This window comes from Rheinheimera sp. SA_1, from assembly GCF_001669775.1.
Taxonomy (GTDB): Bacteria; Pseudomonadota; Gammaproteobacteria; order Enterobacterales; family Alteromonadaceae; genus Pararheinheimera.
Genome location: NZ_LXWK01000016.1, coordinates 665536 through 680653, shown reverse-complemented (window position 1 = coordinate 680653; position 15118 = coordinate 665536). Strand labels below are relative to the sequence as shown.

Annotated in this window: 10 protein-coding genes; 7 read left to right on the top strand and 3 right to left on the bottom strand. The window is 49.5% G+C overall.

The genetic code is table 11. The features are described 5' to 3' along the window. Positions 1-190: 190 nt before the first annotated feature. The 3 genes from A5320_RS14985 to A5320_RS14975 all read left to right on the top strand — a co-directional run bounded on the left by A5320_RS14985 (position 191) and on the right by A5320_RS14975 (position 4666). Entirely contained in the window at positions 191-2479 is a 2289-nt protein-coding gene (locus A5320_RS14985; protein ID WP_068066334.1) for a di-heme-cytochrome C peroxidase, read from the top strand. 18 nt (positions 2480-2497) lie between these two features. Continuing rightward, positions 2498-3865: a cytochrome P450 gene (locus A5320_RS14980; protein WP_068066331.1), complete on the top strand. Its 1368-nt coding sequence runs from the start codon at positions 2498-2500 to the stop codon at positions 3863-3865. Between the two features lie 237 nt (positions 3866-4102). Then, positions 4103-4666: a TMEM165/GDT1 family protein gene (locus A5320_RS14975; protein ID WP_068066327.1), complete on the top strand. Its 564-nt coding sequence runs from the start codon at positions 4103-4105 to the stop codon at positions 4664-4666. 94 nt (positions 4667-4760) lie between these two features. On the opposite strand, the gene A5320_RS14970 is transcribed toward A5320_RS14975, so the two are convergent. Continuing rightward, entirely contained in the window at positions 4761-6497 is a 1737-nt protein-coding gene (locus tag A5320_RS14970; RefSeq protein WP_068066324.1) for a hypothetical protein, read from the bottom strand. Between the two features lie 359 nt (positions 6498-6856). Here A5320_RS14970 and A5320_RS14965 point away from each other — a divergent pair, with 359 nt between their 5' ends. The 4 genes from A5320_RS14965 to A5320_RS14950 all read left to right on the top strand — a co-directional run bounded on the left by A5320_RS14965 (position 6857) and on the right by A5320_RS14950 (position 11066). Next, positions 6857-7360, top strand: coding sequence for a DUF6265 family protein (locus tag A5320_RS14965; RefSeq protein WP_157605888.1), 504 nt, complete (start codon positions 6857-6859; stop codon positions 7358-7360). Between the two features lie 193 nt (positions 7361-7553). Further along, a complete protein-coding gene (locus tag A5320_RS14960) occupies positions 7554-9779 on the top strand; it encodes a YgiQ family radical SAM protein (RefSeq protein ID WP_082971819.1) in 2226 nt (741 codons plus the stop codon). Positions 9780-10017: 238 nt separating this feature from the next. Beyond that, a complete protein-coding gene (locus tag A5320_RS14955) occupies positions 10018-10845 on the top strand; it encodes a hypothetical protein (RefSeq protein ID WP_068066316.1) in 828 nt (275 codons plus the stop codon). Next, positions 10842-11066 carry a hypothetical protein gene (locus A5320_RS14950; protein ID WP_068066313.1) on the top strand — a complete coding sequence of 75 codons (225 nt, stop codon included), beginning with the start codon at positions 10842-10844 and terminating at the stop codon, positions 11064-11066. The genes A5320_RS14955 and A5320_RS14950 overlap by 4 nt, the downstream gene beginning before the upstream one ends. Positions 11067-11086: 20 nt before the next feature. Here A5320_RS14950 and ygiD read toward each other — a convergent pair whose 3' ends face one another. Further along, positions 11087-11866: a 4,5-DOPA dioxygenase extradiol gene (gene ygiD / locus A5320_RS14945; protein WP_068066310.1), complete on the bottom strand. Its 780-nt coding sequence runs from the start codon at positions 11864-11866 to the stop codon at positions 11087-11089. Positions 11867-12044: 178 nt separating this feature from the next. Then, positions 12045-15110: a ligand-binding sensor domain-containing diguanylate cyclase gene (locus A5320_RS14940; protein ID WP_197490129.1), complete on the bottom strand. Its 3066-nt coding sequence runs from the start codon at positions 15108-15110 to the stop codon at positions 12045-12047. Positions 15111-15118 lie beyond the last annotated feature (8 nt).

Below are 15118 nucleotides of genomic sequence, written 5' to 3'. Positions count from 1 at the left end.
TGCCCTTTTTTTATCAGCTTTTTTGTGCGGTTGCCACAGACCTTAGCAGACTCTACCAGTTGCTTGAAATTTGACCAGGAATTAAAGCTGAACTAGCTTTTATTCACCGACAACAAGGACCAATGTTGTTTATACCCGAATCTTCAATGATCTTGGTATAAAGGTTCAGCTTCATTGATGGAAGTGCACTATGATCAGCCGACTGCTCTATCGTATCGTACTGTTTTTTATCCGTTTACCTAAAAGTCTGACTTACCTTCTCCTCGGCGTGCTGGTGGTGTTGCCGTTGTTGGCCACTTTTGCCGCCAAAATTTACCAGCAATGGGATGACGACCCCGACCGCGGCGCGCTGGCGATTGCCGAAGGTAAATTTGGTGAAAACTACAGTACGCCTGAATATCTGGATCAAGGCTGGGACGCCAATGGCAGCCTGTGGTTTTACAACACCACCCAAGGTTCGGCCTTTTTGCCGTATGACTTTTTACTGGCGTTAGAACAACCGGAAAAAAGTGCTTTGAGCTGTGAGCGCAACGGCAAAAATAACAGCTGGTTTTTATGTCCGAAATTTGTTGATGATTATCGCTATCTGCCGCAAAAATCTACTTTTTTTAATCCTGATGCACTACCGGTCGGCTTTGTGAAGGAACGGTATCAGGGCAAACAATATGTTGGTTTAACCTGCAGCGCTTGTCATACAGGTCAGATTAATTATCAGGGGCGTGCGCTACGGATTGATGGTGGACCTGCGATGGCCGATATGGTCGGGTTCTTAACTGCGATGGCTGATGCGATGAGCCAGACCCAGCGTAAACCAGATAAAGAAAATCCGCGATTAGAGCGTTTTATCGAACAAGTTCTGGCTCTGAACAATGATTTTAGCAGCGCCGAACAAGTCGAAGCCGAACTGGATAAGTGGACGGCAACACGGCAGCTTTACAATACTGTTAATCACAGTTACATATGCTTAAACAGCGATGACAGTAGTAAGGACTGTAAAGATAAAGAAGCAACTGAATATACAAAACCACTTCGTTACGGCTATGCCCGGCTTGATGCGTTTGGCCGTATCTATAATCGGGTGCTGCAACATGCGATCAATCGCCAGCAGCTAGAAAAAATTCTGAAAACGGTCACCCGATTTAATGGCGCAGAGCGGGTGCTGAGCGATGCCGAAGTCGACTTGGTGCTCAAAGGTGTTGGCGATCCCAAAGATGCGGTGTTAAAAGACGAGCAGTTTACGCAAATTCTGGCGAATTTACGCTCCAATACACCGGGCTATCCGAACTTAAATCAGCCAAATATGTTCCGGATCCGTAACGCCATTTTTAATACGCCAAATGCGCCGGTTAGTTATCCATTTTTGTGGGACATTCCCTACTCCGACTATGTCCAATGGAACGGTTTAGCCGGTAATTCATTCCTTGGGCCTTTGGGGCGTAATGCCGGCGAAGTGATCGGGGTATTTGCCATTCTGGATTGGCATACTGAAACCGGCGTCAGTAAGTGGATGAAAAACTTTAATTTATCGTCGCTCCTGACTGGGCAGAGTAACAAAGAACAAGTTATTAATTTTAAATCATCGGTCGACTTATTTAATCTGGAGCGGTTAGAAAGCCACTTACTCACCCTGATGTCACCGCGCTGGCCGTTCTGCCGTAATAGTCAGAGTGGCGACTATTATCTGCCAAATGGTCCGCTGAGTCAGGCGGTCGATTTACGGGATTGTGCCGGGCAGGATTTACGGATTAATCGGCCACAAGTTGAAAAAGGCAAAGTGATTTACGCGCAGAATTGTCAGAGCTGCCACATCGTATTAGACCGGGAAGCTGGCGATCGGCTGATGGTGTCGAATATGGTTGGCATCCAGGATCCGCAAACCACTGACGAAGCCATGGCCCACAACAGTGTGAAGTACCACGGTAAATCCGGCAATCTTCGAAATACCTATCAGGAAACCGATGTTGGTTATTTGGTGGTGCAGGAAGATGCCCCAGTGGTGCAAATTCTGACGGCAGCGACCAAAGGGGTGATCGCTACCCCAGATCCGGATAAATGGTTGCCGGTGCGGCTTTATGACTGGGTGTATTCGTTGGTGCGTTCAGCCAAAGATAATCCAGTTCAAAATAGTCTGAAAGCCGGTAACTATCAGCCGGATACCACCGCCAATCCTTATAACAGTCTGCTCGCCTATCGGGGCCGTTCACTCAATGGCATTTGGGCCACCGCGCCTTATCTGCACAATGGTTCAGTCCCTACTTTGTTTGATTTGCTGAGCTGCGCAGCGGACCGTCCAAAAACGTTTAAGGTTGGCGCCCGAGAATTTGATCCGGTAAAAGTTGGTCTCAAAACCGAAGGTTATGATGGATTCGAGTTTGATACCAGTTTGGCGGGTAACAGTAACAAAGGGCATGACTATGGCGCTTGCAGCTTAAGTCAAGACGATCGAATGAGCCTGATTGAATTCTTAAAAACGCTGTAATGGCGGCCAGGAGAGCTTATGCAACACAGGGATTATTTAAGCGAGTTTGATGCTGCCCTCGAAAATGAGCGCTACCCGCTGGTGCAACAATGGATCAAGAGCGAACACCGGTTGGCTTTTTTCGCCCAGCTGCGGGCGCAACGGCCGGTGTTGCAAACGCCGCAATGCACCTTGGTGGCCAACTATGTAGATGTGGCCGATATGCTGCAGCTACCCAAGACTTTTACCGTTGATTTATATAAACCAAAAATGGGTGTGACAGCGACCGATGCCGGATATCTGATGGCGCATGACGACGATGCTTTGCATTACCGTGAAAAGTCGATTATGCAAGGGCTGCTCAACCGCGATGATTTACCTGCGATTCGGCAGCAGGTCGCTAAAAATGCGGCCAGCATTTTACATAAAGCTAAGGGTGAGATTGAGTTTGTGAACCAATACTGCCGGATGGTGCCAATGTTGCTGGTGCAGCAGTATTTTGGACTGGATGGCTCAGACGAACAGGATCTCATTCGCTGGTCGTACTGGAATCAGTATGATGCGTTTCACAATCAGCCAATTGATCTGCTGTCGGATCGGGATCATGATTTGATTATCAGCGAGCACGCGAAAGTCTCGGAAGAGTTGGTGGCTTATATTGCGGTACTGATGGCCCGGAAAGTGGTCAGCGTGCGTTTACTCGGTTTATTGCAACTGGTTTTAAAATTGCCGGCAATTCTACTGTATCGCTTATTTGGTATGACGATGAAACCGAAGCGCGACAATATGGTGGTGCGGATGGTGAAATCAACCTTTGCCAGCGACGTCGATTTTTCATTAGTGCGGGTCGGAGTAAACGCCGGCGGGCTGCTCATCGGCGCTATTGAAACCACCTCACAAGCGGTGGCGCAGACAGTGCAGTTTTTCCTGCAGCGGCCAGAGTTGTTGCAACAAGCTAAAAATCTGGCGCGGGAGAACGATGTTGCCGGTTTTGATGCGATGGTGTGGGAGGCGTTACGTTTTGTGCCGATAAGTCCAGATATTTTCCGCAAAACCGCCGCAGATTATGATATCGGCCTGGGCACTTTTTATCAGACCCGGATTAAAAAAGGCACTATTGTCCGCTTACTCACGCAATCGGCGATGTTCGACTCTTTTGCCTATCAAAAGCCCGATATTTTTAATCCACAACGGGATGTAAATCACAATTTTGTCTTTGGCTACGGGCCGCATCAATGTCTGGGGAAATACGTTGGCATCGAGCTTATTCCAGAGATGGTGAAACAAGTTCTGCTTCTGGAAAATTTGCAGAGTAAAGGTGATATTTGTTATGTAAATCAACAGTTTTTTCCGGACAGACCTGGGCCATTCCCAGAGAAGTACCAGTTGCATTGGCAAGTAAGCTAAAGCTAAGGCTTGCCGCAGCACTGGCCCAGCAGCTACAATGCGAGTCTTCCTGCTTGGGGGAGTAATCTGTTGCTGGTTTGTCCGGCTTCGTTGTGGTCAACATACTTGTGCCTCATGCACATGGCTACAACGACATTAGCTTTGCTTGCTAATGTCTGATGAGACCTGAGACAGCACTGTGGCCCAAAGCGGGAGTCGCAGCGTTGTCTTTTGTCTGTTATCCCGCTGAGCCCATATATGGACGCATTATTGTATTCCTTCACCGGCGTGGCTATCGCTGAGATCGGTGACAAAACCCAACTCCTTTCGTTATTTTTAGCGGCGCGATTTCGCTCCCGCGGCGCCATTATTGCCGGTATTCTGGTGGCGACTTTACTCAATCACGCTGCTTCAGCCTGGTTTGGCGCCTGGGTGGCGCAATTTATTCCGGCAAGCTGGCATGCCTGGTTACTTGGCGGGTCCTTTATAGCCGTCGCACTTTGGTTGTTGATCCCGGACAAAGACGACAGTGGCGAAAGTGAAGTGTTAAAATACGGTGCTTTTGCCGCCAGTTGCTTGCTGTTTTTTGTCGCGGAAATTGGTGATAAAACTCAAATCGCCACTGTGTTGCTAGCGGCGGTCTATCCACAAACCTGGCTGGTGATTATCGGTACTACGCTGGGGATGTTGGCAGCCAATGTGCCGGTGGTATTTGCCGGTCGCTGGATTTTAGAAAGGTTGCCACTGGCCTGGGCGCGACTGGCGGCTTGTGCTGTGTTTATGTTGCTCGGGATTGGCACTATTGTCGCAGGGCAGCTATAAATAGGACTTGGCTGAGAGCTCATCTTGCTAGTGATCAGTTGAACGGCTGCAGAGCATCTGCAGCCGTGTGCAGGTTAAACTTTTTTAACCAAGCTCAAGCCAGGCTGCCTTGTTCCAGACTGCGGATCTTCGCCTGCGCTTGTTCCCAGTTTCTTGTCAAACGTTCAATGGTCGAAGCACTGTTGGTTTTGACAAACGACACTTGTTCCAGCAATTGTTGGTTTTGCTCTGAGAGCTGTTGCTGTAACACCTGTGACAACTGAGCTGCTTCACGTAGTTGCGCCAGATTTTCCCGCAATTGTTTAATCGTTTCGCGCTGCGTCGAATGATGCTCTGCGGCGCTGGCATTTTGTTGTTTCAGCAGAATATTGGTTTCCTGCAACTGCCTTAATTGCGCTTCATGGTCTGGCATTTCGGTTTTAAGTGTGGCAATCAGTTGCGCCTGCGTGGCCAGTTCCTGTTGCTGCTGTTGTAACTGTGATTGCTGTTGTTGCTGGGTTTTTAGCGCTTGTTGTAGTTCCGCTTTCACCGCAGGCAATTCGGAGTTCTGCAGCTGTTGTTGCAGATTTTCATACTCAGCCTGCAGATCGGATAATTGTTGGTGCTGCTGTTGTTGTTCTTGAACTAACTGGGCTTTTTGTTGTTCCAGTGTCTGTTGCTGCGCTGCTTGTTGCTCTACCCGCTGCAGATATTGCTGTTCGCTTTCCTGATGTTGTTGCAACTGCGCATTCAGCTGTTGTTGTAGCTGCTGCACTTGTTGGTCGACATCGGCGCCGTTTTGCTGCTGGAAGGAGATTTGTTGCTGCAACTGATTCACTTGCTGGTTCGCGGCGGTTACCGCTTGTTCGCTTTGGGTCAGTTGTTGCATCAATCTGGCCAGTTCCTGGCTGCTTTGTTGCTGAATTTGTTCGCTGGCTGCGAGCTGTGTGATGAATTGCTGCAGTTGTTGTTCATGGCTGGTTGTTGCTTGCGCGAACTGTTCAGTATTTGCCGCCAACAAATCTTGTTGTTGCTGTAGTTGCAAGCTGAGCTGTTGTTGCAAAGTTTCAGCGGCGGCCAGTTGCTGAGTGCTGCTTAACAGCTGCTGTTGTAAGGTCTTGTTTTCCACCGCGGCTTGCTGTTGCAGTTGCTGACTGTGGGTCAGTTCCTGTGCCAGTTGTTGTCTGGCTTGCTCACTATGTTCAAGGCGTTCAGCAAGTTGCTCGCTGCTTTGTAGTTGTTGGCGCAGGCTTGCTATTTGTTGTTGCTCGGCCAATATTTGCTGCTGTTGCTCAGCTAACTGTTGGCGGATAAGCGCTATTGTTTGTTGATATTCTGCCGTTTCCGTCTGCGCCTGATCCCGCTCATTGTTGGCGGTTTCCTGCATTAATTCCAGTTGACCAAGTTGTGCCGTCAGTTGACCAATTTGTTCTTGCTGCTGCTGAGCCGCGTTTTCAACCTGGTTTTTTTCTGTTGCCGCTTGTTGGAGTGCCTGATCCAGTGCTGAAATTTCTAATTGTTGCTGGGCGAGCTGGCTGGTGAAAAATACCTGGTCATCGGCTGATTGCTGTAATAGCAGCTGTAGCTCACTATTTTGTTGCATGACCGAAAGCAGTTCGTGCTGTAGCTGAGCAGTAAACTGCCGCGTGAATGCAGTGGCTTGCTGGCGAAAGGCGTTAATAAAATCGCTGCTAAAATCCGGGATTTGTTGTTCGTTTTGCCACAGCGTTAACCAGGTCTGTATTGCCCCAGCTGGTGCCTTCAATTCGGTAGCAACGGTTTCAATATCAATGCTTTGTCCCGCAGCTTGCCAAGAGTCGCAAAGTTGTTTTACCTGATCATAACTCACCATCGGACCTGTTCCTTATCACCACATCAGAAAATTCGAAAGCACGTCGATAAATTCCCGCCACATTTCTGTCGGAAAATAGCTGTAGCTAAACTTGAGATTTGAAAATTAGCAGCGGCTAAATGGCATTGGATTGTAACTGGATGCTGAAAATATGGCTACAACCGATGTTCGTGTTTTTGTTAAAAAATTCATCAATAAATAACAAAAAACCACCGACGGCGACCTTACTGCGGCTGCTTGCCGGATCTAATGCCTTGGCCAATAATGAACCTCGTCACCTGTTGATATCGGCAAAACGGCAGCTGTCCTTCGAAAAAACAGCAGATAACGCACAATCAATAATCCAAGGAAAACAAATCATGCAATGTCTAAAGCACTGGCGCTATATGGTTTTATCAGCGCTGTGTTTGCAGTTCTCAGCGGTGCAGGCTACTTGTACGCTGGAACAATTAACCTGGCTCAGTGGTGAATGGCAGGCAAGTATGGGCAAATCAACTGTGCTTGAACGTTGGCAAGTACTAAGTGCCGACACTTTTGAAGGTGAAGGTCAGACGATAGCGGCTGATGGCAAAGTGAAGCAGCAGGAAAGTCTGCGTTTGGTGCAAATGCAGCAACAGATTTTTTATCTGGCGAAGGTGGCGCATAACCCGTTACCCGTAGCTTTTAAACTGGAAGAATGCACAGCCGGGCGTCTGAAGTTCGTGAATATGGCGCATGATTTTCCAAAACAGCTTGAATATATATTGAAACAGTCCGCACCAGAACAAACAGCAAAGCGTGCGACAGAAAATCAGCAGCTGCAGGTGCATGTCAGCGATGCTGCCGGTAAAAGTTTTACCTTGTTATTTTCGAAAAAACAGTAACGATTGGAAACAATCGCCAACGACAGCCTAAAGTCGCATCGGGCGGCCGCATGGCGGCAAAGGTTCCATTCGCAGCAATACTTGACTATAATGCTCGGCTATTTTCGAAAGTCCTTAAATACGTCCTAACTGAGCAACAACTTTGATGCAAACTCCAGTACCAGCCTCACGTAAATCAGCACCGGTCGCCCGCATGGCCGCCGATCGCGATTTGTTTTCTTATCCTAAATACTGGGCTGAATGTTATGGCACGGCGCCATTTTTGCCGATGTCACGCGAGGAAATGAAAAAACTCGGCTGGGACAGCTGCGATATTATTCTGGTAGTGGGTGACGCATATGTCGATCACCCGAGTTTTGGCATGGCGGTGGTTGGCCGGATGCTGGAAAGTCAGGGCTTTCGGGTTGGCATCATAGCCCAGCCGGAATGGAACAGCAAAGACGCTTTTATGACGCTTGGCAAACCCAATCTGTTTTTTGGGGTGTCTGCCGGCAATATGGATTCGATGATCAACCGCTACACCGCGGATAAAAAACTGCGGCACGATGATGCTTATACCCCGGGCGATATCGGTGGCAAGCGGCCAGATCGCGCCGTGCTGGTGTATTCGCAGCGCTGTAAAGAAGCATACAAAGACGTGCCGGTAGTGATTGGTGGCATTGAAGCCAGTTTACGCCGCATCGCCCACTACGATTACTGGCAGGAAAAAGTCCGCCGTTCGATTTTGTTTGATGCCAAAGCGGAAATTCTGATTTACGGCAACGCCGAGCGGCCATTGGTGGAAGTGGCGCATCGGTTAGCGGCGGGTGAGACTTTCGACACCATGCAGGACATTCGCGGCACCGCAGTTATTCGCAAAGAGCCGTTGCCAGGCTGGCGTGGCGTGGATTCCACCGCCATTGATAAAATCGGCAAAATTGACCCTATTCCAAACCCTTATGGTGCGGATGATGTTGGTTGTGGCACTTTTTCCGAATTTGCCAAAGAAGGCATCGATTTAACCCAGCCGCAAATTGTTGAAGCCAAACCAATTATGGTGCAACCGGCCAAGCCAAAGCCGTGGGAGCAAACGTACGTCAAGCTACCGGCGTTTGAGCAGGTCAGCGTCAACAAACCTTTGTATGCGCATGCTTCACGGATTTTGCATCAGGAAACCAATCCTGGCTGCGCGCGGGCGATTTTTCAGCGCCATGGCGATCGGCATATTTGGGTCAATCCACCGGCTTATCCGTTGACCACTGAAGAAATGGACGGTGTATTTGGTCTGCCGTACAAGCGGGTGCCGCATCCGGTGTATGGCAAAGAAAAAATTCCTGCTTATGAGATGATCAAAACCTCGGTCAACATTATGCGCGGCTGCTTTGGTGGCTGTTCGTTTTGCTCTATTACCGAGCACGAAGGGCGGATTATTCAAAGCCGCTCGCAAGAATCTATCCTCAAAGAAATTGAGCAAATCCGTGACACAGTGCCTGGCTTTACCGGCGTGATCTCGGATTTAGGTGGCCCAACCGCCAATATGTACAAATTACGCTGTAAAAACCCGAAAGCCGAACAAACTTGTCGCCGGCCATCCTGCGTGTATCCAACCATTTGTGAACATATGGACACCGACCAAAGCCCAACGGTTGATTTATACCGCGCGGCGCGCAAAATTACCGGTGTGAAAAAAGTGCTGGTGGCGTCTGGTGTACGTTACGACTTAGCGGTCGAAGATCCAAATTATGTGCGCGAATTAGTGCAGCACCATGTCGGTGGTTATTTAAAAATTGCTCCAGAGCATACCGAAGAAGGGCCATTGTCGAAGATGATGAAACCCGGCATGGGCGCTTATGACAAATTTAAAGCCATGTTCGACAAGTACAGTAAAGAGGCCGGAAAAGAGCAGTACCTTATTCCGTACTTTATTTCGGCGCATCCTGGTACCACAGATCAGGATATGGTGAATCTGGCGTTGTGGCTCAAGGAGCGGGATTTTAGGCTGGATCAAGTTCAAAACTTCTATCCAAGCCCGATGGCCAATGCCACCACCATTTACCATACCGAACTCAATTCGCTGAAAAACCTTAAAGGCAACAGTGAAAAAGTACCGGTGGCCAAAGGTGAGCGCCAACGCCGCTTGCATAAAGCCTTACTGCGTTACCATGATCCAAAAGGCTGGCCAATGATCCGCGAAGCTTTGCGTAATATGGGATTAGCGAAACTTATCGGCAAAGGCAAAACCTGTTTAGTGCCGGAAGAAACCAGGGATGAGCTAAAACAAAAAGCCAAACCGGGTGGCCAGATTGCGGTGACTAAACATACCGGGATGAACCCAGTGAAAGCAGCACTGATTAAAAAGCAGCAACAAACCGGTAAATCCTCCGGTCAAGCGTCTTTTAATCAGGGTAAAGCCAAAGGTCCGGCTTCAAAAGCAAAATAGCTGTGAAGTGAAGGTAAATGCTCATGAAATCAGCGCGAAACAGACTTGATGATTGATGTGTTTGCCAGATTAGGACATTGAGGTAGGGTGGGTAAGCGAAGCGCCACCCACCATTCATCGCGGAACACCTGCGTGCGATGGCGCTGCGCTTATCGCACCTACGTTTTTACTGTCGTAACTCAATTTTATCGTCCTGTGCTAGCATGGTGGCGTTTTAGTTTTTCGGAATAAGTTTGACATGAAGTGGCCACTGCACCGGGTGCAAGTTATTAATTTTATTCAGTTTCATTTGAAGAATTTGCCAGCTTACGGCAAGGCAGGTTGGGTCTATCTGAAAAGTGGCGCTTGGTGGCGGGATCTGCTGAAGTTCGCCCGTTGTGCTTCTCATTATCTGCAACAATTGCCACGCTGGCGTCTTGTTGCACTTGGTGCTGCCTTATACCTTCTAATGCCGCTATCGGTCACTCCATACTGGCAACTGCAACTACTGACATCGCAAACCGTGGAAACCGAACCGCCACTAAAGTCATTACTGGCGTTTTATCAAAAGCATGGCGAAGCGGTATTACCTGCGTTACAAGCACAGCTGGAACTGGATAAACTGCGTCGGCTGGAACAGCAGCTGATCGCCGACAACGCGACTTTTTCATCGCAAGCGCGGGATGAGAAGTGGGCGGAAGCCACCGAATTTATGATTGCGCATCTGGCGCAAAATGTGACCGACAATCAGCTGCGTATTCTCGATTCTGAGTGTCGCAATAATTTATGCCGGATTGAGCTTTATGCCCCAAAAGGCCTGACACCAGAATTTCAGGCATTGGTGCTGAAATATGCCTCGACGCTGAAACGGGGTGACTTAGAGTTTCATGATTTAGTACCAGGCAAAGACCGGATTATGCTGGAACTGAAATCGGATAAAAAACTCAAATATGGTTTTTGGGCCAGCCGCCAGTTAGAACCTGCCGAAAAAGCGCAGTGGCGGGAAGACATTCGTGCCTGGTTGCATCCTGCGCCCGCCAAGGCAAAACCGCAAGCTAAGGCAAAACCGGAGGCAACAACAAAATGACCAGTACCGTGATCAAACGCAAAGTGCCAACAGTTGTTTGGTTGCCTGTCGGCTACTTGTTGCTGGCTGCCATGCACGCCATCGTGTTGCAACTGTTGCCGGTACCGGCGGCAATGCCTGATGAACTGGCCGTCACTTTGCAACAACAGCCAGTGAAGCTTGCTGAGATTGAGCAGAGTGTCGAGCGCTTAACTCAGCTGAAAAAGCTGGCTGACTTATAACAGACGGACTTGTAACAGGCTTACCCAAAGCGCACCGACAACATATCCAAACTGCCATAAGTCAGGGCATCGTTGCTAAAGGTGATTTCATCTGACTGCAAACTAGCGCCTATCACATACAACAGCGGCAAATAATGATCCGGATGCGGCACCGCAAACCGGGCAGCTGCGCCTTGGGTTTGATAGTTGATCAGCGCTGGCCAATCCCTTGCCAGGAGTGCCTGGCGGGCAAAGCCAGCAAATTGCTGTGCTGCGAGCGGCGGTGGGCCATCGTGCCAGTCGATTCTAGCCAGGTTATGCACAATATTCCCTGAGCCCAAAATCAGCACCCCTTGTTCACGTAAAAACGCCAGTTGCCGACCCAAAGCAAAGTGCCATGCCGCTGCTTGGCGGCTATCGATGGATAACTGCAACAGCGGAATATCCGCATCGGCAAAGGCATGACATAACACCGACCAGCTGCCGTGGTCAAAACCCCAATGGTGATCGGCGCTGATTTCAAGTGGTTTTAACTGTTCGATAATGGCAGCCGCGAAGGCTGGATCACCAGGCGCCGGATACTGTTTGGCAAATAGCGCCGGTGGAAAACCGCCAAAATCGTGAATGGTTTTAGGAGATTGCTGCGCGGTTATTTTCAAGCCTGGGCCATACCAATGCGCCGAAATCATTAAAATGGCTTTGGGTCGGTGTGCACCTGCTAAATCTGCCACTAATTGCTGCCAGCCGGCAGTCCATTGATTCTGCTCGATGGCATTCATCGGACTGCCATGGCCAAAAAAAATTGCCGGTTGAAGTTGCATCAAAATATCCTGGTTAAGTCAGTGCGTGGTGCGCTTTAACTTTGAGTTAAAGTCATAGTTCCACATCAGCTTACCTTTAACAGGGCATTGGCATTAGCTCATTAAATCTGTCACTTCATGCGATTTAATCGTTTAATTACCAGATTAAAGAGCATCATCGGTTAGAAAATTCGACCTGTTAGCGCTGTGGTTCTTTTTCCACATCCGGCATAGGTGGATGTAAATCGGCATACAACACCACTTGATTGCGGCCTTGCGCTTTACCATGATACAGCGCTTCGTCGGCGGCATTTTGCCAGTAGCGCAGATCCTGATTTTGTAAATCGAGCTCGGCGACGCCAAAAGTGGCGGTTACGCTGATTTGGTGTTGTTGATATTGGATTATCTGTTGTTGCAGTGCCAGCCGTAACATCTCACAAATAATCACTGCGCCGGTGTCGGACGTGTCGGGCAGCAGCAGCACAAATTCTTCACCGCCAAAACGCGCCAGAATATCCTGCTGCCGTAATCGTTGTTGCAGGATGGCGGCGATAGTTGCGAGCACGATGTCACCTGCTTCATGGCCGTAGTTGTCGTTGATTTTCTTAAAATAATCAATATCGATCATCACCAGCGTTAACGGCTCAAAATTGCGGCTACGCTGACGTTGGATCATCTTGTAATACTCATCAAAAGCCAGCCGGTTCGGTAGTTTGGTCAGAAAATCGGTGCGTGCCTGTAACGCCAGCTGTTGATTGGCCTGCGCCAGTTCTGAGGTGCGTTCACTGACTAGTTTGTTTAATTTGCCTGCGATGCGTTGTAGTCGTTGTAGCCGTAGCCGGATCACCAGTGCAACCAGCACCAGTACTGTCAGACTGGCCAGCAGCCAAACCAGTTTGTACATCCACCAGTGCCGGTTCACTTGCAGATAAATCCGCAGTGGCGGTGGCGGGTTACTCGCCGAAACTACTTCCACTTCCAGCGTGTAACGTCCGGGAGGTAAATGGCTGAAACTGGCCGAATTCTGATGCGATTGATGCCGCCATTCGTCACTTAAGCCACGTAAACGATAGCGATACTGGTGGAATTTACTATGTTCAAAATCGAGCAGACTAAAGCTGAAGTTGAGCATTTTGTGCCCGGCAGGAATACGCAGTGGTTGTTGTTCGGACGATTGTACTTGCCAATAACGATGATTATCCAGTTGTAATGCCGACAACGCCAGTTTGGCGGTCACCTTCGGCGCAATCAAATCTTTGGGGGAAAAACTCAGCACTCCTTTGGCGGTGCCAAGATAAAAACTGCCGTTGGCGTCCGAGGTTAAGGCGCGAGGTTCCAGCAATAACGACGGAATACCATCCTGTTCGACAAAACTGCGGATTTGCTGTGGCTGGTTTTGGTTGGCGTACTGCAGTTGTGCAAGACCACGGCGGGTGGTCAGCCATAAACTATCTGCCGAGCGTGCTTCGATGGCGATGACGCGTTGATCCGGCAGACCATCAGCGGTGGTCCATTGTGTGAGTTGCTGTGTTTCCGGGTTAAGCTTTAACAAACCGCGGTCACTGCACAACCAGATTTCGTGGTTCGTGGGGGCCGCGACGCAGGGTAAGTTATTGGTCGGCAGCACTGGCAATGAACTGGTGGCGGTGTTGAATTGGCGAATGCTTTGATCTTCAGGATCAAAGCGATACAAGCCACTGCTGGCGCTGGTCAGCCAGATCAGGCCGTCCGGGGATACCGCACTTTGCTGAATGCCATCCGATTGATGCCGGGCGATGTCGAACTGCTGCCCAGGTTGATCCGGCGTTTGCGGCTGCCAGCGGATCAGGCCATGCTGCCACAATCCCAGATTTAAAGTGCCATCGCTACTATGGCTCAATGACATCAGGCTGATGTCTACCTCATTGTTTAGTAGAGAAAAAGGTCGGATTTCTTTGATAAAGCCTTTTTTGCCTTCCAGCCGGAATAAACCAGCATTGGTGGCAGCCCAGGTGTCGCCGGACGGATCAACTGTCAGGCCAGTGACCAGACGGACCTGACTATCTTCCGGAAATGGATGCATTTTCCATTGTTTTTGCTCCATGTCAAAACTGAGGACATGTTGTTCCAGCCCCAGCCACAAAGTGCCACGGTGATAATACTGACTGGCGATACGGTGTAAACCTTGTTCAAAATGGGAACGTTGTTGCTCGTCGGTCAGCAGATTAAAACGGTCTTGCCGCACACTTAATGTAAACACGCCACGGTTGCGGGTTGCTAACCAAATCAGCCCATTTGGATCGGACAACACATCCCTGACATCGACGGCATGCAGCAGTTTCTGTAGTTGCTGGCGATAGCTAAAAGGCGCCTGTAGCTGATATAAACCGTCGCTGGTGCCGATTAACAACTGGCCTTTCGGGCTCAGCGCCAGCGTATTACTGCGGGCAACCTGCGCCTGGTGATGTGGCAGCGGTTTGATAGTTTGACTGCTATGTTCCAGTAAAAACAAGCCATCGCTGCTGGCAAGCCAGACTCCGCCTGCCACCGGCAATAGCGTGCGCACTTCCAGATAACGACTGGTTTTGCCCGGGTAATCGACATCCTGCATCGACCAAATCCGCTGCCGGGTTAAGTCGACGCTGACTTGTACCATGCCAGCCGATGTTGCAAACCACAATTCACCATCGCTACTTTGGCTGATTTGCCAGATCCGTAATTTTTCAAATAGTTGGAGAAGCGCGGGAGGTAATTGCTGGCGTTGTAGTTGTGGGTCAATAAAATACACACCAGCGGTGGTGCCAACCCAGAGGCGTTGTTGTTGATCCTGAAAAGTCGCCTGAATTTGATCCAGATTGCCAAGCTGGCCATTCGCTGGTTGGGCCAGGCTGCCGGCCAGCTGCCAGTGTTGCTGAGTACGGCGATCTGGCGCCAGCATCACCAGGCCATAACCCCAGGTGCCAACCCAGAGCCGGTCTTTATCATCCACCAGCACGGTACTGATACTCAGCTCTTCGCTCGCGGCCGCTTTTAACAAATGAAAAGCTTCCAACTGATAACCATCAAAACGCTGTAAACCGTCTAACTGATTGGCCAGCCAGATAAAACCCTGCTGATCCTGTGCCATGGTAAAGCTGGTCACCGGCGCATTCGGGAATTCATCCGCCAGTGAACTAAAACGGATTTTCGCCTGTTCTTTGGCCTGAACTTGCAGCGCCGTGCTGCATACCAAAATACCCAGCAATACGACACCACTGAACCAGCAACTGAGACGACATAACTTCAACATAAAGG